The sequence below is a fragment of the Caballeronia sp. SBC1 genome (genome assembly GCF_011493005.1).
Classification (GTDB): domain Bacteria; phylum Pseudomonadota; class Gammaproteobacteria; order Burkholderiales; family Burkholderiaceae; genus Caballeronia.
This window is the reverse complement of record NZ_CP049157.1, coordinates 1253213-1273311: the sequence shown is the minus strand read 5'-3', so window position 1 is coordinate 1273311 and position 20099 is coordinate 1253213. Positions and strand designations below refer to the sequence as shown.

Genomic DNA, 20099 nt, shown 5'->3' with positions numbered 1-20099 from the left:
CAAACCAGACACGGTCAGTCGGTTCAGCGCCGAACCTGATCTGCAACTCTCCGTTAGACAGGAGTCCCCATAAGACATGAGTTGTAGGCGACTTCGATCGCCGCGCACCCTTCGCAGCGCAACACGTGCCCTCCCAGCGCCGCGCTGCGGCTCTGTTCGATCGCGGACATGACCTTCAGTTGCCCGAGGCTCAGGTGGGCGGATTGATGCCACGTTGGGCCAAGAGAGCGAAAGACGTCCGCCACCTCGAGCGCGCAATGCGCCACGACGGCGACCTACTCAGGATACAAACTCTCAAGAGGGCTAACCACCTCGCGCAGAATATCGGTGGCGACCTGGGCGTAAAGCGCTGTGGTCTCAAGCTTTTTGTGGCCTAGCATGACCTGAATCACGCGGATATCGACCTTCTGTTCCAGTAGATGAGTGGCAAAGCTATGGCGCAAGGTGTGCATGGACACGCGCTTGTCGATTCCAGCAGCCTCGGCGGCCGCATGGATCGCCCGGTTGAGTTGGCGGGTGCTGAGCGATTCAATCGGATCGAGCCCTGGAAAGAGCCAACCGCCGTCGAGCATCTTGCCCTGGGCGCGAGCGACTCTCCACCAAACCCGCAGTCGCTCAAGCAGAATGGGCGAAAGCATCGCATATCGATCCTTCTGACCTTTACCCTGCTCAACGCGCAGCGTCATGCGCTGGCTATCGATGTCACCGACCTTTAACGCCACCACTTCGCTGGCGCGTAATCCTGTGCCGTAGGCTAGCGCGAGCGCTGTCTGATGCTTGAGATGACCGGCCGCCGCGATCAGTCGGCCCACTTCGTCGCGGCTGAGTATGACGGGCAAGGTGCGCGGAAGATAAATCGGACGCATCTTCGCCATCAACGCCTCTTGAGCGAGCGTCGTGCCGAAGAAGAACTTCAGCCCGGTGATCGCCGCGTTCAAAGAAACTGGCGACACGCCGTGGTCAACCAGATGCAGTTGATAGCGTCGCAAGTCCTCAACGGTGGCCGTGTCGGGCGAGCGTCCGAGAAACACAGCGAACTGTCGCACCACGCGAAGATAGTTGGCTTGCGTGGTGGGTGCGAGGCGGCGCATGCGCATGTCGTCCATCATGCGCTGGCGTAACGGACTGATGTCTTGGCTGGGGGTGGTCATGGCTCGGCTCCTGTCGAGTAACGAGGCGGATTGCCTCATTGCTCAACATAGGAAACCGAGTGGGTTTCCTCTGAAGAACCACCACGTTCAAACGCAGTGCATACCGCGCGAGCGGTTTAGTCCTGTGGCGTAAATCGGCCGCTCAAATGTTGCGATGATGTAGATTGCCAGCGGCAACTCGTGGTCGACTGCACGCGTTCGCCCTGCATACTAGCGGAAAGCGGCCCTCCGCGATGAGAACAAAATCAGACACCGATCAACCAATTGGAGTCTGACATGAAACCAAGCAAACGCGGGAGTCGTGGAACGGAGGTAACCCAATTGGGCAAAAGCCGCCGCTAGAGCTGAAGGAGATCTGGGCGATACGAAAATATCTCCAGAATGCGTACGCGGTTCGCGATCTTGCTTTATTCAATGTCGCCATCGATAGGAAACTTCGCGGCTGCGACTTGATCAACCTTCGTGTCCGCGACGTGATGCACGGTGATCAGGTGTTGCCCCGGGCGATGATTGTGCAACCTAAAACACAGGGCCCGGTGCAATTCGAGTTGACCGAACCCACGCGATCAGCGGTGATTGCCTAGGTTGAGAAGGCTCATTTGAAACCGGAAGGGTATCTTTTCCTAGCCGCGTTCTCAACTCCCTCATGTCACTACGCGGCAATATGCTCGGATCGTACATCGTCGGGTCGCAGCCGTTGGTCTCGACTCAGCGATTTACGGTATCCATACGATGCGGCGAACAAAGGCAACGTTGATGCACAAGCGTATGAAGAACCTCCGAGCCGTTCAACTGCTGCTTGGCATTCCAAGCTGGAGAGCACAGTCAGGTACCTCGGCATCGAAGTTGACAATGCGCTGGAGATCGCCAAGCAAACCGAGATCTAGCAGGGCCCGCATCGGCCGCACGCCGACGCAGTTCGATCGGGACCGTACGGCCGATAATTCACCAGATACCGAGCGAGTACTTCCGGCCAGTAGGCGTCACTCGCCCGTCCCTTCGAGGGGACATTTAGGCGTCAGTTCCGCTCAAAAGCCGGCCGTTCAATTCGCAATGTCATCAATTGTTTGAACAAACGCCCGTCTGGAGAGCGGGCCCTTCCGCGTCACTTGGTCACCAGCGCAGGGAATGCAGGATTCGTGACCGCCTTGCCGATCAGATCCTGCACTGCGGGCATCAATGCTTGTGCAGTCTGGTTGCAAGCGGTTTCACCATAGAAGCTCGAAGTGTAGGGGTAGGCTTCCGTGACAGACAGGCTGCGTCCGTTAGACGATTTGACGGATAGATCCAGGTTCCACCGGCCAGAGTTGGAAGAAAAATCCGCGCTATTCAGTGCACCTGTGACCTGTAACGGCGCATCGTCTGCATAGGTGCCAGCGATCTTCAGCTCTGAGATGAGCGCCAGGCGAATGTACTCGGCGAAAGTTTCTCCATCAGGTGTCTTAATCGGGCCCACGCCACGACACATGATTTGGGTATCGTTGTTTGCTGATGTAAATGAGCCGACACTGACGCTGTTCGCCGGCAATTTTCGCAGTGCGACCACATCGTCGGCCGATATGGAGTACCGCGAAACGGAATAGGTGGAGCAGGCGGCGAGGGACGCAACAGCAATGCCCCCGGCGATCGTACGCACCATGGACGAAATATTCATATTTTCCTTATTCTTCTTTTGCGACGTTCTTGGGCGACTTTTCCCATAGCGCAATTTTGTTTCGGTGGTCAATAAGGACCGTCGGGACCGTCGTTAAAGACGCTGTGCAAACGGCGAATTCTTGCTCGAAGCACAAACGTTCATATTGAATATCGGCGCTGCGCAACATTTCTTTAGTCGCTCACTCAAACTGTGCCGATACGGGGCCCTATTGGAAATTTTCGTGGCAATATCGCACTAAGCCCAAGAGCTACAGCTCATCAGCCCTCGATGAAACGAGCGACGGCTGGACCTCGCAAGCGGTCATCCTCGGGCCCTGAGAGTGGAGGACCGCCCGGGGTCGTCAAGACTCGTTCGCCGTTCCTGGAAACCGCCGTTTGCCTGCACCGCATCGCGAATGACAGCAAAGCGGCGCGCTGCAGCCGCACGGCGGCTGAACGACGACCATCGGCATTGGCCGACCTTAATCCGGGAGCGCTGCACTGACGGACAGGTCTTCGGTCGGAGTGCTCCTCTCCCCCAAGTGGGACACCAACCGCTATGGATTTGCATAGCTGCCGTTCCCTTCTCGCTACAACCAAAAGAAATCCGCCCCGCAATCCCCCCACCCCCTCAATCCGGCAGCGCCTTGCTTTTCAAACAATCGATGAAATACTCCGCCGCGCCGCCTAGCACGCGATCCTTGCGTTCAATCAGACTGAGCGCAAGGCGAGGTAACGCGATATCGAGTGCAACGCGCTCCAGCGCGCCGCGCTCGATTTCCTCATTAAGCTGCAAGTCCGGCCAGACGCTCACCACTCCCGGCTCGCTCGCGAGCTCCGTATAAAGCCGTCGCGCGGTGCAGACCGTCATGCGCGACGGCGGCGCAATGACCTCGCCTGTAGCGTCGGCGCCCGAACGCGCGATCAACGCGGCCCAGAATGCGGGCACGCTCTTGCGCGTGTAGTTGTAGAGCCAGTGCGCCTCCCTCAAACGTGCAAGCCGCTTCTCACCCGCAAGTGGATCGCCCCGCTTGACCGCCAGCGATTGCGACACGTTGCCGAGCGGTGTCACGCGGTACTCATTGCTCGGATCGCCTTCTCCGGTAAAGCCGATGCACATGTCGAACGAGCCGTCGCGCAGGCCGTCGATAAGCCTCGTCGTCTGGTACTCGTGCACGTCGAGCTGCACATCGGGAAACCGCATACGGAACGCGTGGATCGCGTCCGGCACGACTATCGACGCGGCGAGTAGCGATACACCAATCTCGAGTGTTCGGCCAACCGAGGACTTCATCTCCTCCAGTTCCTGCTCGGCCCGCGCAATCTCAGCCACGACGGTGCGCGCATGCCTGAGCAGCACTTCGCCATATGGCGTCAAGCGGATACCCGAGCCGCTGCGCAGCAGCAGCTGGACGCCGACGCGCGCTTCCAGCTCCTTGATGCTCTTCGACACGGCAGGCTGCGACAGGCACAGCGCTTCGGCAGCGGCCATCAGCGTGCCGTGCTCGGCAACGGCCACGAGGGTACGCAATTGGGTGGTTTTCATAGTTTCCGCGGCCCATAAGCTTTGGCTATGTACATAAAAAACTGGAAATTGACCAGTCGCGGCGCTGGCTAGTATAGCCACTCTGCCGCCGCCTATGAGGCGCGCGGCCGGAAGCACCCAAGACAAGGAGGTAAAGTGGGACTGAACATCATCGATGCGGACATCGACGAACTGGTTGCATTGCGGCGAGACATTCACGCCAATCCGGAAACGGCATTCGACGAGACGCGCACGAGCGAACTCGTTGCCGCGAAACTGCGCGCGTGGGATATCGAAACCCATACGGGCGTGGGCAAAACGGGCGTGGTCGGCATCATTCGGGGCACACGCACGACGTCGGGTATGGGGCGCGCAATCGCGTTGCGAGCCGACATGGACGCGCTGCCCATGGAAGAAGAAGGACGCCCGTTGCATCGCTCCTTGCGGCAAGGGGTATTTCACGGTTGCGGGCACGACGGCCATACGGCGATGCTGCTCGGCACAGCGCGCCATTTCAGCCGTCATCGCGATTTCGCGGGGACGATCGTGCTGATCTTTCAGCCCGCCGAGGAAACCGGCGGCGGTGCGCTGGCTATGCTGGCCGATGGGCTCGAAACCCGCTTTCCATTCGACGAGATCTACGCCATACACAATGCGCCGCATTTCGCGCCCGGCACGTTCGGCGTGCGCGACGGCGCCATGCTGGCGTCGTGCGATGAGTTGCGAATCGATGTGAACGGCGTCGGCGGTCATGGTTCGTCGCCTGAAAGGACAAAGGATCCTATCGCGGCTTCGGCGCAGCTCGTCTGCGCGCTGCAGACTGTCGTGAGTCGCGCGATCGACCCTGCTTCGGTCGCCGTGCTCAGCATTGGCAGCATTCATGCAGGTAGCACGTCGAACGTGATTCCTTCGCATGCGCAGATGACGGGCACCATGCGTACCTTCGACGAAAGCGTGCGCGAACGGATGAAGGCACGTATCGAGTCCATCTGCGCGGGCGTCGCGCTCGCGACCGAATGCGAGATCGCGGTGACGTTCTACGGCAGCTCGCCCGCGACGATCAACCATCGCGAGCAGGCCGCAGCCGCCGCCACCGCAGCCGAAGAGGTGTTCGGCGCGGCGAACGTCCTGCGTGATTTTCCGCCGCTCAACGGCTCCGAGGACTTCTCCGAATTTCTACTGCGCCGCCCCGGTGCTTACGTGCTGCTCGGCCAGGGCGGGGTCTATTGCCATCATCCCGAGTTCGACTTCAACGACGAGGTGCTGCCGCTCGGTGTGCGCTTCTTCGTGACGCTGGCGCTCGCACGCCTTGAGGCGTAGCCCGTCTTTTTGCATTATGAACGCATCCACTTAATCCAGTCAGGAGTACCTATGAACCAGTACCTGCTGCCGGCGCTCGCCGCCGTGGCCCTCGTCGTCGCACAGTCCGCGCAGGCCGAAACATTGCGCTTCGGTACCGATCCGACTTATCCGCCGTACGAATACAAATTGCCGAGCGGCCAGCTCGTGGGGCTCGACATCGACATTGGCAATGCCCTGTGCGCTGCCGCCCATGTGAAATGCGAATGGGTGGAGGGGAGTTTCGACGGTTTGATTGCCGGGCTGCAATCGCGCAAGTTCGATGCTATCAATGCGTCGCTCGCCGCCACAGCCGCGCGACAGGCGGTGATGGATTTCACAACACCGCTGTACCCAGCGGACATTCGCCTCGTCGCCGCGAAGGCCGCTCACTTGCAGCCCACAGCGGCATCGCTCGCCGGTAAGCGTATCGGCGTGCTGCAAGGTTCGACGCAGGCGGCATTCGCGAAGCAGAACTGGGCCGCGCATGGTGTGGTGATCGTCGAGTATCAGGACCAGGACAGCGTCTACGCCGACCTCGAGAACGGACGGCTCGACGGTACGCTGGTCGTCGGCGCCGCCGCCCAACTGGGCTTCCTCGCAAAACCGGAAGGCAAGAACTTCGAACTGGCCGGCGCACAGATCGTCGATCCGGCGCTGCTCTCCGCAAGCAGCGTGATCGGCGTGCGCAAGACCGACGCGCACACGCTACAAATGCTCGACGCCGGGATCGCTCAACTCAGGCAAAACGGCACCATCGACCGGTTAACGCACAAGTACCTGGGCACTGCGACAACCACGAAGTAACCACTGCACCTGCAGCAACCAATACGCTCTCGCCTGCCTCAGGTGACGTTCAGTCGGTGGTAGGAATCGGCTTGCGACACTTCTTCTAAAACGGCGGGTCTGAAGCAGTGAGCGGAAATATCACCAGGCTGGGTCTCCGTCGGGCGCGATCGCCCCGATCTCCCCCGTCGCCAGAGCGAGCGAGGCGGCGGCAGACAGCGCGGCGCTGTAACTGTCCGCATACGCGTTCTGCGCGGCGATCAGCTGGTTCTGCGAAAGCAGCGCGTCGGTTATCGGACCGACGCCGTGCCGGTACGCAGCAAACGCCGCGTTGTAGGTCGTCTGCGCGGCGGCGACCAGCGCCTTCGCGGCATCGTTTGATGCGAGGCTTGTGGAGAGCGCGTTCTGCGCCACGACAATCTGCCGGACGGCCTCCTCCCTGGTCCGCGTGAACTGCGCGGACGCACTATCCGCGTCGTTGCGCGCCTGCATCAGCACGGCGGACCGTAAGCCCCCGTCGTACAGCGGGATCGTCACGCCGACAAACACATTGCCACTACGGTGGCTGCCGCTCAGGTTCACGGTCGCCGCCTGATCGCCGACCGGTGGAACCGCCGTGATCGCCGTACTGCCGGTGCCGTACGCGGCCGTCGCGGACACGAACACCTTCGGCATGAACGCTGCCTCGGCCGCGCGGATCCTCGCCTGGTTCGCCTGCTCGAGCGCATACGCGCCCTGCACGTCCGGCCGTCGCGCAATCGCATCGGCGACGATCTCGTCGACCGACTGGTGCAGCGCCGGCGACAGCGCGCGCGGCGGCAGGGGGGCAATTGTCGGCTTCGACAAAGGCGAGATTCCGAGTGCGGACACCAGGTTCAGATAGCTGTCGCTCTCCGCACCATCCGACTGGACCTTCGCAAGATTCGCCTGCGCCTGGTTCTGCGTTGCCTGTGCAACCTCGACGACCGTGCCCACGCCCTGCTTCAGCCGTGCGCGCGCGGCGGTGAGGATGCCGCCCGCGTTGTCGAGCGCCTGCTGTGCGGTATGCGCCCGTGCAGAGGCGGCTTCGTACCCATAGTAAGCAATGCTTACGTCGTGGATCACGCGCTGGTGCACAGCCGTGAACGCGACGTTCGCGGCGACCGATAGCTGCGTGGCCGCATCGACGCGCGCGCGGCGGCCGCCGAAGTCGAACAGCAGCCATTGCAGTGCGAGCAGGGACACCGTCCCGTGAATGTCCGAACTGGTCGAGTTGTTGCCAAGCGGCGTGGACGCGGAGCCGCTCGACGCCTGATAACCGCCCATCGCCGTCGCACTGAGCTGCGGCAGATACGCGGCCTTCGCGATGCCCGCCGCGAGCGCCGCATTGCGTGCGTCGTTCCAGGCGATCCGCGTCAGCGGATTGGTAGATTCGGCGAGATCGACCAGTTCTGGCAGCGTGTACGCATGGTTCGCATCAAGCTGCGCAGCGGGCTCAACGAAGGCCAGCCCGGTGCTGTTCGGTAACGAGTAGCCGGCACGCGCGGCATCGGCACCGGTACGCGGCGGTCCGGGTACGATGTCACCAAAGGCGTTCGTCTGCGGCTGCCACGGACGGTCGGGCGCGGGCGGCGCAAGATCGAGCGAAGACGTCGCGCATCCCGCGAGCCCGGCCGCGGTCAATGCGATCAGCCAGGGCGTCGGTTCAAGGGCGCGCATCGGTCGTCGCCTCCTTCGGTTCGGATGAGCGCGCGGCATCGGCAATCTGACCGAACCGCGTATCGATCACGTTCAACAATGCGTTGACGCCGGGGTCCGATGCGCCACCAACGGCGAGATCAGCGCGCAGCGCTTGCGTATCGGTGGCGCGCTGGCCGGCACTTCCATCCGCGTACTCGCCGGGCGCAATCCGCCGCGCGAGTTCGCGCAGTCGCGTATCGGCCACTGCGCCTGCGCGGCCGGCCGCGAGGGAGAGCGGTGCCTCCAGCGCCCCGAGCTCCGCGAGCACACGCCGCCGGCTCGCGATCCAGGCGGGCACGGGACGCACCCACGACGGCTCGTAGTGGATCAGGCCTAGATTCTGGCGCAGGCCGCCGTACTGAGCGAGCGCCCCCGCGACAAGCGCACTGCGGGTGCCGGCGTCCGCCGTGTGCGCGATCCGCGTCCACTGCGCGACCAGCGAGCCGAGCGTCGCGTCGATCCGGCCGGCAATGCTGACTGGCCAGACGCGCGTGAACATCAGGTAGGTCACCACGTTACCGATCAGCACGCCGATCACGCGGTCGCGCGCGAGCGTCAGATCGAATGCAGGCGCCGCGCCCTGGATCACGCACAGGAAGAACGCGAATGCGATCTGCATGCCGGCGTAGCCGATGCGCGGCGACCCCATCGCGACCCACGCGGCCAGCCACGCTCCCACGAAAACCAGCGCCATCAGCTCGCCGGCCGACGTCAGGGCAGGCGTCACGAACACGATCGCCGCCGTGCCAATCAAAGCACCGATGAGACAGCCGGTGATCCGCAATGTCAGCTTCTCGACAGTCTCGGCCGTCGTGCCAAGCGACACCATATAGCAGGTGATGAAGCACGTATGGATTCCCTGCCAATCGAGCTGCTGATACAGCAGGTAGCAAAACATAGCTGCTGCCGTGGTCTTCAGCGCGTAGCGGATGTGATCGGGATTGGTGAGCGCGTCCGCGTCGAAGAAGCCCCTGCGTTCAGGCGCGTGCTCGGCCGGCGCCGGGTCCGGTGACGCCTCGGCTGCCAGGGGCGGCACGGTGAAACCCTCCAGCGCCGCGCGCAGGTTGGCGAACACGAGCGCGGCCAGCGGCATTAGTGCGGCTGCCTCGGGCATGTCCACTACAACGTCCACGGGATAGCCGCCGGCTTCGAGCATCGTGGCCATCTGGTCCATCGTTTCGGCAAGCCGCGCCGTGCATGGGGCGGGCAGCCGCGCGCCGGGTTCGCTTGAGGCGAGATCCGTCGCGACCAGGATCGCTGTAGTGGACGCAGCCGCCTGACGCAGTGCCGCGCTGTCGGCATCTGTCGACGTGCCTTCGAGCTTCGAGACCTTGAGCCACGCCATGATCTGATGGTCACCCTCGCGCACGCACACGTCGAATGCAGCGCGCTCGGCGTCGGTCGCCGTGTCCGTCAGGCGACGCGAGGCGAGCCTCAGGCGCCTCGCGAGCTGCACGCTGGCGAGCCGGCGCGGCGAGGGCGCGAAAAGCAGATTCACGACCATCGCAACACCAATTGGAATCGCGACCAACAACCATGCGTACAGCAGGCCCCGCGTCGCCGCTTCGCCGATCGGCGCCAGGCCAAGTTCGTCGAGTCCGTAGCCGATAATCATGGCAACTATCGCCCCGACGGGCCGCAACTTGCTCGCTGACGTCATGAACAGAAACACGGCCGACAGCACCGCCATGCTGGCAACACGCAGCGCCGGCTCATTAATGCAGAAGATCGCGACCACCATCACGATCCCGACGATCACGGTCACGAGCAGTAGCAATGCAATTGACGTTACGACGCTCGTCACCCGATCGGGCCGGTTCAGGAAAAGCACGATATACACCGAACTCGCGGCCTCGGGCGTTCCGTATGCGCTCGTGACGAGCACCGTCAGCGCGCAAATCAGCGCAATACGTGTGACGATTGACGCGCGCCCTGGAAACGGCGCGAGCAGCCTCGCGATTTCGCGCAGACCGGGCGCGGTGACGTCACCGGCAAGACTGGCCATGCCGGACCTCGACGATCGCGCTCGCGCCCACCCGCACTAGCCGCTCCGCCGGTGCTTCGATCCGTACGCGAACCGGGAAGCGCTGCGCGACGCGCACCCAGTTCACCGACTGCTGCACATACGGCAGGCCGTGCGGCACGTTCACACGATCGGTGTCCGTGATTCCGGCGCCAATGCCGATCACCTTGCCGCGCATCGCCTGTTTGCGGTCAATCAACGAGTACACGGTCGCACAGTCGCCGACTTCGATCGCACCGAGCGCCGTCTCGCGAAAATTCGCGACCGCGAACCATTCGCCCGCGTGGATCAGCGTGAAGATGGACTGGTTCGGCGCGACTGTCTCGCCGGCAAGAATCGAGAGACCCGTCACGTAGCCGTCGAACGGAGCGCGCACGATGGTATCGTCGAGCGCACGCCGCGATATGGCCAGCGCGGCCTCGCGCGCATGCAGCGTGGCGATGGCGTCGGCATCGTCGCCGATCGTCTGCGCAGACGATCGCTGCTGCTCCTTCGCCTGCGCCAGCGACACGTTCGCGTCCCGCTGCGCGACGACCGCCTGATCGAACTGCTGCGCGGACACGTAGCCCTGCGCCGCGAGCGGCCGCAGCCGCTCGACGCTGCGCGTCGCGAGGTCGTAATTGTGCGCCGCACGGCGGGTCTGGTCGGCGGCGATCGCGGCGTTCGACGTCTCGCCGATCACCGAGCGGTGGCGCGTCGCCAGCGCTGCGCGGGCCAGTTCGACATCGGCCTGTCCCTGCTCGACCGCAAGCCGGTACGGCAAGGGATCGATTTCGAACAGCACGTCGCCCTTCGCAACCCGCTGATTCTCCTCGACCGCAACCCGCGCGATCCGGCCGCCGACGGGCGACGCGACATGTACGACGTCGGCGTCAATGCTTGCGTCATCGGTCGAAGGAAAGCGCGACGACCTATCGTATGCATACCATAATGCCGCCGCGCCAAGCAGGACGATTGCCGCTGCGATGACGCGCCCCTTCCATGCGGGTTTGGGATTCACGCCGGCCATTTTCATATCAGAGCTGCCCCGTTCCCCACAGCCAGACAAGCACCCCGACAACGATACCGATCGCTGTGCACACAGAAAGCTGGTACGGCACCTCGCGGACCCAGCCGGTTGCGACGAACGCGCGATGCGCGACGAGCGCACCCGCAATGCCAGTCACGGCGCTCAGAAGCCAGAACGGGAAGTACGCGCCGAATAGCGTGTAGGACGGCGCGCCACGGGCAACGCAACCCGCAAGCGGCGTAAATGCCAAGAGTAACCATACGGCGGCGAATCTGGACCATGTACGTTCTTTCATCGCTTTAGTGAAGTGAACAAATACTGGTATCCCACTCGTAAAAACAGCCTTGGGCGCAGCGATGGTTGCCCTTCCACTTTCGCTGTGCCGCACCCTGCTGATGCACCGCCACACAAACTACCCGCGCGACCCGCGCTTGCAGATCATCTGCCGGGTCGATGGCATACGTTAAGTCGAGGCCGTATGACTGCCCTCCTCAAGCCACACCATCATAGCGCTGTTTACCACGCAACCAGCTAGCTAAAAGTACCTGGGAAGAAGCCCGCTTGCCGTCGAATTCAAGCATGCTGTCAGCCCGCTCTTTAGTAAGCCTTGCCATATGACCAAGACATTAACGATACCCGTCGATCTCCGTTTCTTTCATCCAACGACTTCAAAATGTTGTACTAAATTTAAGATTGGATCGCCACGTCCGGTTGTTCGTTGAGACCGTCGATGACGTTGCACGGAAAGTACGCAGAATGGATGAGTAACAAGGCGTACGCTACTTGCGGAGAATTTATTCCCCGCGCGAAACCGCTGTATTGAAAGTGTATTCGGGGTGTAAGCGATCAACAAACCAATAACCACTAGGGTGTATCTGACGAGAGGCGATACGCAGGTCGGCGGCGTTCTATCGAATTCTGCAACGCGTATTCCTCTGATTATTACGATTAGGAGTCCTCCATGGAAATCAAGCATGCGGGCAGCCTCACCCAACGAATGACGATCGGCGACTTCCTGCTTCGCCGTCTTGAGGAAGCCGGCATCCGGCATCTGTTCGGCGTTCCGGGAGACTACAACCTCACGCTGCTGCAGCAACTCCACGATAGCGGCGCGCTGGAATGGGTCGGCAATACCGGTGAACTGGTCTCCTCCTACGCGGCGGACGGCTATGCCCGGCTCAAGGGCCTGGGCGCGCTGCTCGTCACGAACGGCGTAGGTTCCCTGAGCGCGCTCAACGGGGTCGCCGGCTCTTACGCCGAACATGTCCCGACCATCTGCATCTGCGGTTCGATACCGCTCAGGTCCATCGATCGCGGCCTGGGAATGCACCACACCATGGCCGACGGAAACTTCGACCACTTCCTTCGCGCCTACGCGCCGGTGACAGCGGCGCAGGCCAGGATCACCCCGCGCAACGCGGTTCTCGAGATCGACCGTCTGATCCTCACCGCCTGGCGGGAAAAGCTTCCGGTGTACATGGAGTTCCCATCCGATATTTCCTATCTCGAGATCGAGGTGCCTGCGGCTCCGCTCGTCCTTGCCGACGAGGCCAGTGATCCGGAACGGCTGCGCTCGTGCATCTCCGCGGTCACGCAACGGCTGTCCGCCGCCACTTCGCCTGCGATCCTGGTGGATGCGGACGCGGACCGGTTCCGCGTCGCGCCCGAACTCATGGAACTGGCCCGGAAGCTGCAGGCTCCGATAGCTGTGATCAACGCAGCCAAGAGCGTGATCGACGAGTCTTTTCCGCATTACGTGGGGATCTACGCCGGCAGGGGCAGCGAGCCGGGGGTGCGTGAGACGATCGAGAGCAGTGACTGCCTGCTCGCCATTGGCTACCGGCCGATCGAGGTGACGACGGGCGATTTCACGGCAACGCTGCCCGCCGGTACGATCCACGCCCGGGGGCACGCAGTGGACGTCGGCGACGACAACTATCAGGCAGTGACGCTCAAGGAAGTGCTCCGCGGCGTCATCGAAGCGGTCCCGCAGGTCACGAACCGAGCTCCGCGGGCTGTTGCCGCAACCGCGCCTGGCGCGCAGGCCGACGGCTCCGCTACGTTGACTCAGGCTGCCTACTGGCAGGCCATTCAGGCCTACCTGCGCTCCGGTGACGTCGTGTATGTCGACAATGGCACGTCATTTTCCATTCTCGGCCTGAAGCTTCCGCCGAACTGCACGTTCATTGGCTCGATCAACTGGGGATCCATCGGCTATTCGGTTGGAGCCCTCCTTGGTGCACTGACCGCCGCGCCAGATCGTCGTCACGTGCTGCTCGTGGGCGATGGGTCCTTCCAGGTCACGGCGCAGGAGCTCTCGACCATCCTGCGGCACGATCACAAGCCGGTGATCCTGCTGATCAACAATGGCGGATATACCATCGAGCGCGGCTACATTGGCAAGACCGAGCCATACAACGACATCGCCAACTGGGCCTATGCTGAGCTGCCGAAAGTGCTCCATCCCGGCGCCTCCGCACGATCGTTTGTGGTCAGGACCTGCGGGGATCTGCAAAACGCGCTCGGTGCGCCGAACGACAGGCTACTTTTCGTCGAGTCGATCATGGACCCGTGCGACGCGCCCGCCGCAATCACCCGAAGCAGCAACCTTGGGGCCGAACTCGATTACGGGCCTCGCGGGCCGCAGCGCCGGGACAATCTGCAGCTCCGGTCCCACGCTGTGTAGATAAAGATGGGGCGGTCGCGCGCCGTGCAAGCCTTGCACGCCGACACGCACTCGACTATCACCGCGCAGCTTCCGCACGGATGGATCGCGGCATTCGGGAATCTGCGCGGGTTCAATCTGCCGATAAAACGGCGTCCGTTATCGGAGTCGACACCCGATAACGGACGCAGAACGCTCACCCAACTGGCTCTTGGTGTTCCCAACCGAATGACCACAGTTGGCCGGTTGTACTCCTCCTGCGTCTGTACGTCAGTCATGAGCACAACTCCTGTTCGACAGAGTCTGTGAGCTACTGTGCGGCGGCAATGACTTCAGCTGCCAAAGTACAACGTGCAGAAGCTGACCGGGCCCACGCAACTGGACTGTTCTTGCACATGCGGGCGCGAACCGGCCGACGAACTGCCCTCCAGCGGTGCACCACCGACATCCTGGTATGTCGTATTTTTTGGGTCTTCTACCGTGACCCTGGCTTCGGCAGCCTGGATGTCCGCCGGGTAGTTTGCATCGCTCGTCAAGCCCGGATTGATTTCGGCCCGTTCGACGCGCACGAGATCAGCACGGACATCGGCACGAGTCACCGGCTGGCTGGATTGAGCAAAGCTGAATACCGGGGCAGAAATGGCAGCGGCAGCAACGATGGCGCTGAGAATTGATTTCAACATGATATGTATTCCTATGTAAATAAAAAGGGAGCGCAGAAGCAACTTTTCCAAACCACCGAAGGAGCGCATCCCGAAGAACGCAGGACTGACGGATTGGTTTGCGGCCAAATGCCTATCGATCGACGTTCGGAGCGTCGCAGGCAATCTGACACTGCGTAATGGAAGTCTGAATTGCGGACTCCCACTGGGTCGTGACCTGGCTATTACAAAAAAATGACGTGCTCTGCCATGCCGCCCGACAAGAGATGGATGCCGCGGCGCAATCTCCAGACAGGAGAACCCGCTTCAGTTCCTGGCCGCTGCGCGTGCTCGCTACAAGCGACGTGCGGACGCATTCGGGGAATGATCCTGGCGCACGGAGCGCTGGGTGGGTACGTCATTTTTTTGTAATGCCCGAGCAATCGCCCCGTTCGAGGCAGCTTTTTAGACTGGCCGTGTTGTACCTCAATTCACTTAACACTATTCCAAGGAGTTGCCATGTCCCTCTTTTCTTTTCGTTCGGCCGCCGCGCATGCAGCAGCGGCGCTTTGTCTGGTTGCCGGCGCCGTCACAACCGCGCAGGCCGCTCCCGTCAAGAACGTCGTCCTCGTGCACGGCGCCTTTGTGGGTGGCGCCGGATGGCGTCCCGTGTATGACATCCTCACCAAGGACGGCTACAAGGTGACGCTCGTGCAGGAACCGCTCACGTCCTTCAAGGACGATGTGACGGCTACCAAGCGCGTCATTGATAGCCTCGACGGTCCGTGCGTGCTTGTCGGCCATAGCTACGGTGGCGCGATCATCACGGAAGCGGGAAACGACGAGCACGTGAAGTCGCTCGTCTACATTGCCGCGCACGCACTCGATGTCGGCGAAACCGAAGTCTCGAACGGGAAGCTCTATCCGAACGCGACGCCTCACCAGGACATCGTGAAAACGGCGGACAACTTCCTCTATCTGAATCCCGCCGACTATCCGCGTGATTTTGCGGCCGACATGCCGATCGCGCAGGCTGAATTCGAAGCACATGCGCAAATGCCGACCGCTGCAGCCGTGTTCACGGCACAAATTCCGGATCCGGCCTGGAAAACAAAGCCGACGTCGTACATGGTCGCGAAGGACGACAAAATTATCAATCCGGACCTCGAGCGCATGTACGCGAAGCGCGCACACGCCCACACGGTGGAGATAGCTGGCGCGAGCCATTCGGTGTACGAAACTCATCCGCAGGAAGTTGCAGCGTTGATCGAGCAGGCGGCTCAGCAGGCGGGGAAGTGACGGGTCGTTTCAACTCTTCACGTATCGCAGGAGATACGCAATGGCTCAATGGAATCAGGCGCGACATGCGCGCGACGCCCGCCTTGCTGCTGGCGCGCGCGTGTCGCGGGGCAAACGGGTAGCGGGCGAAGACGCAACAAAGCTGCTTGAAGCTGTGCTGCGCCCTGGGGATCGTGTGTGCCTCGAGGGCGATAACCAGAAACAGGCGGATCTGCTCGCCACGGCGCTGGCAGAAGTCGACAGCACGAAGATCCACGATCTGCATATGGTGCAGTCTGGAGTCGTGTTGCCCGAACACCTGGACGTATTCGAGCGCGGTATCGCGAAGCGGCTTGACTTCGCGTATTCGGGGCCGCAGTCGCAGCGAATCGCGAAGTTGCTCTTTGGCGGGCGCATCGAACTTGGTGCGGTGCATACGTACCTCGAACTGTTTGCCCGCTACTTCATCGACCTGACACCGCATGTAGCGTTAATCGCGGCCGTCAGCGCGGATGCCGACGGCAATCTGTATACCGGACCGAACACTGAAGACACGCCAACCGTCGTGGAGGCCACCGCCTTCAAGGACGGTATCGTCATCGCGCAGGTTGACCGGATCGTCGATCGCGTGCCGCGCGTCGACATTCCAGGTGATCAGGTGCATTTTGTCGTCGAGGCGGGACGACCGTTCTTCGTCGAGCCGCTGTTCACGCGTGACCCGGCGGCGATCACGGAAACGCAGATTCTGACTGCGATGCTGGCCATCAAGGGTATCTACGAGCCGTATGGGATCAAGCGCCTCAATCACGGCATCGGCTTCAATACCGCGGCGATCGAGTTGCTGCTGCCGACCTATGGAGAGCGCCTTGGGCTCAAGGGAATAATCTGCACACACTGGGCGTTGAACCCGCACCCGACGCTGATTCCCGCTATTGAATCCGGCTGGGTCGAGCAGATTCACTCGTTTGGCTCGGAAGTCGGGATGGACGACTATATCCGCGCGCGCCCCGATGTGTTCTTTACCGGGGCCGACGGTTCGCTACGTTCTAACCGCGCTTTCTGCCAGACGGCGGGTCTGTACGCGTGCGACATGTTCATTGGTTCGACGTTGCAGATTGATCTCTCCGGTCATTCATCGACAGTGACAGCCGAGAGAATTGCTGGCTTTGGCGGCGCGCCAAACATGGGCAGCGACGCGCGGGGACGGCGCCACCCGAACGAGCCGTGGCTGAAGGCGGGAGAGGAAGCTGATCCGCACACGCCCGCCGCTTTGCGACGTGGCCGCAAGCTTGTCGTTCAGATCGGCGAGACGTTTGGTGACAAGAACGTGCCGCTGTTCGTAGAGAAGCTCGATGCGCTGCGTCTGGCGGACAAGCTGTCGCTCGATCTTGCGCCAGTGATGGTCTATGGCGACGACGTCACGCATATCGTCACCGAGGAAGGCGTCGCGAATCTGCTGCTGTGCCGGAATTCCGAGGAACGCGAACACGCGATTCGTGGCGTTGCCGGATATACAGAAATCGGGCGTGGCCGCGATCGCCGGCTAGTCGAGCGGCTACGCGAACGAGGTGTCATTCGTCGGCCGGAGGATCTCGGCATCAATCCGCTGGATGCCGACCGGCGGCTGCTAGCTGCACGCTCAGTCAAGGACCTCGTGCGCTGGTCGGCTGGCCTGTACGCGCCACCATCGCGGTTTCGCAATTGGTAACGGGAGGCATCAAATGGAACGGCTAAGTTATCGTCATACCGCGCGCGAACGCGCGCAAGGGAACGCAGTCTCGGCTATCGTCGGCGTCGTCGCGTCCGGCAATCTTGAGGTGCTGGTCGAGCGTGTGCTGCCTGGTAATGCTTGCGAAATTGACGTCCAGACTGCCGCGGCCGGTTTCGGCGACGTGTGGCGGGCGGTTGTCGCGGATTTCGTCGAACGTCGCTCACCGGGCGGGCTGCGGCTATCGATCAACGACGGTGGAGCGCGCCCCGATATGGTGTCGCTGCGTCTCGCCCAGGCTGTTCGTGTAATCGAGGAGTGCGAATAATGAGCATAACATTTGATCCCTCCATGACGAGTGCGAGCTGGTACGAAGCTTCCGCCCGTCAGCGAATTGACGGACTCGTCGACGTCGGTACCTTTGTCGAGTTCGTGGGTCCGGCTGAGCGGGAAATGAGTCCGCATCTGTCTTTGTTCGATCTGCCACGTCAGTTTGACGACGGAATGATCGTCGGACGAGCGATGCTTGATGGCAGCCCGGTATTCGTCGCTGCGCAGGAAGGACGCTTCATGGGCGGCGCATTCGGCGAGGTGCACGGCGCGAAGTTGACTGGACTGCTGCGCGCCGCACGTGACGCGCGGTCGGTGCCCGTGCTGATTTTGTTCGATACGGGCGGTGTGCGATTGCAGGAAGCCAATGCGGGTGAGCTCGCGATTGCAGAGATCATGCGCGCGCTGGTCGATGCACGGGCAGTCGGTGTGCCTGTGATCGGCCTCATCGGTGGCCGGGCCGGATGCTACGGCGGCGGTGGCCTGTTGGCGGCGTGCTGCACGGCGCTCGCGGTTTCCGAGCAAGGGCGCATCAGCGTCTCTGGTCCGGAAGTCATCGAGACAAACCGCGGCGTCGATGAGTTCGACTCAAAGGATCGCGGGCTCGTCTGGCGGACTATGGGGGGCAAACATCGGCGGTTGACGGGCGGTGCTGAGCGTTTCATCGACGACACGCTATCCGGGTTCCGTCGCGTGACCCTCGAATTGCTCGCGAGCCACCATGCATTCGATCTGGACGTACTCGAAGCCGAGCAGGCGCGGCTGGACAATCGCATTGCTGCGTTTGGTGCCTGCGACGATGCGCGAGACATCTGGCGCGCGCTCGGAGCAACAGAAGCCGAGGCGGATGCCATTCCCGAGATCTCCGGCGACGCGTTCACAAAACTCGCCGACCGGCTGCAGGAGATGCGAAATGACGTTCGATGAAATTCTCGGTTCACTGGAACACGACGTTGTAGTACGCGACGACGGCCTCTTTGCTGGACCCGCGATCATCAACGGCCGGCGCGTCGACGTGATCGGCGTTTCTCACGGCGCGTTCGTCGGCGTGGATGAAGCGCTGTGGTTGTCCGCTCGCGTGATTGAAACAATTGGCGGTGGCGCCAATACGCCGATTCTCGTATTGATCGACAGCGGCAGCCAGCGCATGAGTAAGCGCGACGAATTGCTCGGCCTGAACGAGTGCCTTGCGCATCTCGCGAAGAGCCTGATGCTCGCGAGCCAGCGCGGTCACCAGACGGTCGGTTTGCTCTATGGACACACTGCGGCCGGAGCCTTTATTGCAACCGCGCTCGCGACGCGCGTGCTCATCTCGCTGCCGGGTGCGGAACCCGAAGTGATGGACCTGCCTTCCATGTCGCGCGTGACGAAGCTGTCGATCGACATGCTGGAAGACATGGCGAAATCGACCGCTGTGTTTGCGCCGGGCCTGGAAAATCTTGTGAAGATGGGCGCTGTCGATGCAGTACTGGACCCAACACAACCCCTCGCTTTGCAGCTTGCCCGTTGGTTCGACTTGCCGCCCGACCGCCTGGACGCGCGTGATCGTCTCGGCGAGTCACATGGCGGCCGTCCCGCGGCTGCCCAGATTGCGCGGCGGGTCTATGAACTCGCGCGATAGGCTGGCTGACGCCGCGCTCGTCCGGCACAGCGTCGTGCGGATCTCGCGCGACGCGTGGAACGCATGCATCGCGTCGCAACCAACGCTGGCTAACGATCCGCTCGTTCGAAACTGGGCGGCGCACGGCTGGCCGCTGGTCGTCCGTCGACGGGGGCCATGCGAGGCACAGGAGATCGACGTCCCCTTGGGATTGCCACTGCCGCCGATAGCGGGCAAGCGCCGGATCAGTATGGTCGTGCCGGCTGACGCGATCATCTCGGTCGAGCCGCCCCCAAAGCTCTCCATGCTTCGCGATGTTGCGCCCTGCACGTGGCGCGCGACGATCGACGAGCTGGTCTCGATCGCGCGCCGGCATCAGGTTGATTGTCGGGCGTTCGGTAGTCTGGCATGGCAGGGGCTCACCGGGCTGTCTTATTTGAGCGAGTGCTCGGATCTCGATCTGTTGTTTGATTTGCCCCGGGCAATGGATGTACTGGATGCGCTTGAAGCGCTGCTCGCGGACGTCGCCATGTGTGACGCGTTAGCGCCGATGAGGATCGACGGCGAGGTCATCCGAACCGATGGCGCGGGCGCGAACTGGCGGGAACTGCACGCCGCGGAGAGTGATGTGATCGTGAAGACAGCGGCGGATGTTGTGCTCGCGACGGTGCGCGTATTTGTGGAAGGATGA

General features: G+C 62.1%; 17 protein-coding genes and 2 pseudogenes. 10 read left to right on the top strand and 9 right to left on the bottom strand.

From position 1 onward, the window contains the following. Positions 1-74: 74 nt before the first annotated feature. Positions 75-266: pseudogene (locus SBC1_RS23740) on the bottom strand (transposase zinc-binding domain-containing protein); the annotation flags it as partial. A gap of 9 nt (positions 267-275) precedes the next feature. Then, positions 276-1151, bottom strand: coding sequence for a tyrosine-type recombinase/integrase (locus SBC1_RS23735; protein ID WP_165095055.1), 876 nt, complete (start codon positions 1149-1151; stop codon positions 276-278). Positions 1152-1471: 320 nt separating this feature from the next. Here SBC1_RS23735 and SBC1_RS40045 point away from each other — a divergent pair. After that, positions 1472-2038, top strand: a pseudogene (locus SBC1_RS40045) (tyrosine-type recombinase/integrase). A gap of 218 nt (positions 2039-2256) precedes the next feature. Here the strand turns inward: SBC1_RS40045 and SBC1_RS23725 are convergent. Then, positions 2257-2805, bottom strand: a complete 549-nt coding sequence (locus tag SBC1_RS23725; RefSeq protein WP_241202213.1) for a hypothetical protein — start codon at positions 2803-2805, stop codon at positions 2257-2259. A gap of 612 nt (positions 2806-3417) precedes the next feature. Beyond that, positions 3418-4332, bottom strand: coding sequence for a LysR family transcriptional regulator (locus SBC1_RS23720; protein WP_165095058.1), 915 nt, complete (start codon positions 4330-4332; stop codon positions 3418-3420). Positions 4333-4467: 135 nt separating this feature from the next. On the opposite strand from SBC1_RS23720, the gene SBC1_RS23715 reads away from it, so the two are divergent. Then, a complete protein-coding gene (locus tag SBC1_RS23715) occupies positions 4468-5631 on the top strand; it encodes a M20 aminoacylase family protein (protein WP_165095061.1) in 1164 nt (387 codons plus the stop codon). Positions 5632-5682: 51 nt separating this feature from the next. After that, positions 5683-6456, top strand: coding sequence for an ABC transporter substrate-binding protein (locus SBC1_RS23710; RefSeq protein ID WP_165095065.1), 774 nt, complete (start codon positions 5683-5685; stop codon positions 6454-6456). A 120-nt stretch (positions 6457-6576) separates the two neighbouring features. On the opposite strand, the gene SBC1_RS23705 is transcribed toward SBC1_RS23710, so the two are convergent. Genes SBC1_RS23705 through SBC1_RS23690 form a run of 4 tightly spaced genes read right to left on the bottom strand, consistent with a single transcriptional unit; the run spans position 6577 to position 11481 of the window. Then, positions 6577-8133, bottom strand: a complete 1557-nt coding sequence (locus SBC1_RS23705; protein WP_165095068.1) for a TolC family protein — start codon at positions 8131-8133, stop codon at positions 6577-6579. Next, a complete protein-coding gene (locus SBC1_RS23700; RefSeq protein ID WP_165095072.1) occupies positions 8120-10159 on the bottom strand; it encodes an FUSC family protein in 2040 nt (679 codons plus the stop codon). Before SBC1_RS23700 ends, SBC1_RS23705 begins: the two co-directional genes overlap by 14 nt. After that, positions 10140-11192, bottom strand: a complete 1053-nt coding sequence (gene mdtN / locus SBC1_RS23695) for a multidrug transporter subunit MdtN (RefSeq protein ID WP_165095076.1) — start codon at positions 11190-11192, stop codon at positions 10140-10142. The genes SBC1_RS23700 and mdtN overlap by 20 nt, the downstream gene beginning before the upstream one ends. Position 11193: 1 nt before the next feature. Then, entirely contained in the window at positions 11194-11481 is a 288-nt protein-coding gene (locus SBC1_RS23690; RefSeq protein ID WP_165095079.1) for a hypothetical protein, read from the bottom strand. A 666-nt stretch (positions 11482-12147) separates the two neighbouring features. Here SBC1_RS23690 and SBC1_RS23685 point away from each other — a divergent pair. Next, positions 12148-13872 (top strand): alpha-keto acid decarboxylase family protein, encoded by a 1725-nt coding sequence (locus SBC1_RS23685; protein ID WP_165095082.1) that lies wholly within the window; start codon positions 12148-12150, stop codon positions 13870-13872. A 311-nt stretch (positions 13873-14183) separates the two neighbouring features. Here the strand turns inward: SBC1_RS23685 and SBC1_RS23680 are convergent, their stop codons facing one another. Next, positions 14184-14534 (bottom strand): DUF4148 domain-containing protein, encoded by a 351-nt coding sequence (locus SBC1_RS23680; protein WP_165101284.1) that lies wholly within the window; start codon positions 14532-14534, stop codon positions 14184-14186. A 477-nt stretch (positions 14535-15011) separates the two neighbouring features. Between SBC1_RS23680 and SBC1_RS23675 the strand changes: the two genes are divergently transcribed. The 6 genes from SBC1_RS23675 to mdcG are packed head-to-tail and all read left to right on the top strand — an operon-like array spanning position 15012 to position 20099. Next, positions 15012-15791 (top strand): alpha/beta hydrolase, encoded by a 780-nt coding sequence (locus tag SBC1_RS23675; RefSeq protein ID WP_165095085.1) that lies wholly within the window; start codon positions 15012-15014, stop codon positions 15789-15791. A 40-nt stretch (positions 15792-15831) separates the two neighbouring features. Beyond that, complete coding sequence (gene mdcA / locus SBC1_RS23670) at positions 15832-17478, top strand: malonate decarboxylase subunit alpha (RefSeq protein WP_165095088.1); 1647 nt, start codon at positions 15832-15834, stop codon at positions 17476-17478. Between the two features lie 13 nt (positions 17479-17491). Then, on the top strand, positions 17492-17806 hold the full coding sequence (gene mdcC / locus SBC1_RS23665; RefSeq protein ID WP_165095093.1) for a malonate decarboxylase acyl carrier protein: 315 nt from the start codon (positions 17492-17494) through the stop codon (positions 17804-17806). Next, positions 17806-18735 (top strand): biotin-independent malonate decarboxylase subunit beta, encoded by a 930-nt coding sequence (locus SBC1_RS23660; RefSeq protein WP_165095096.1) that lies wholly within the window; start codon positions 17806-17808, stop codon positions 18733-18735. Before mdcC ends, SBC1_RS23660 begins: the two co-directional genes overlap by 1 nt. After that, positions 18722-19429, top strand: a complete 708-nt coding sequence (locus SBC1_RS23655) for a biotin-independent malonate decarboxylase subunit gamma (protein ID WP_165095099.1) — start codon at positions 18722-18724, stop codon at positions 19427-19429. The genes SBC1_RS23660 and SBC1_RS23655 overlap by 14 nt, the downstream gene beginning before the upstream one ends. Continuing rightward, positions 19413-20099 carry a malonate decarboxylase holo-[acyl-carrier-protein] synthase gene (gene mdcG, locus SBC1_RS23650; protein ID WP_165095102.1) on the top strand — a complete coding sequence of 229 codons (687 nt, stop codon included), beginning with the start codon at positions 19413-19415 and terminating at the stop codon, positions 20097-20099. Before SBC1_RS23655 ends, mdcG begins: the two co-directional genes overlap by 17 nt.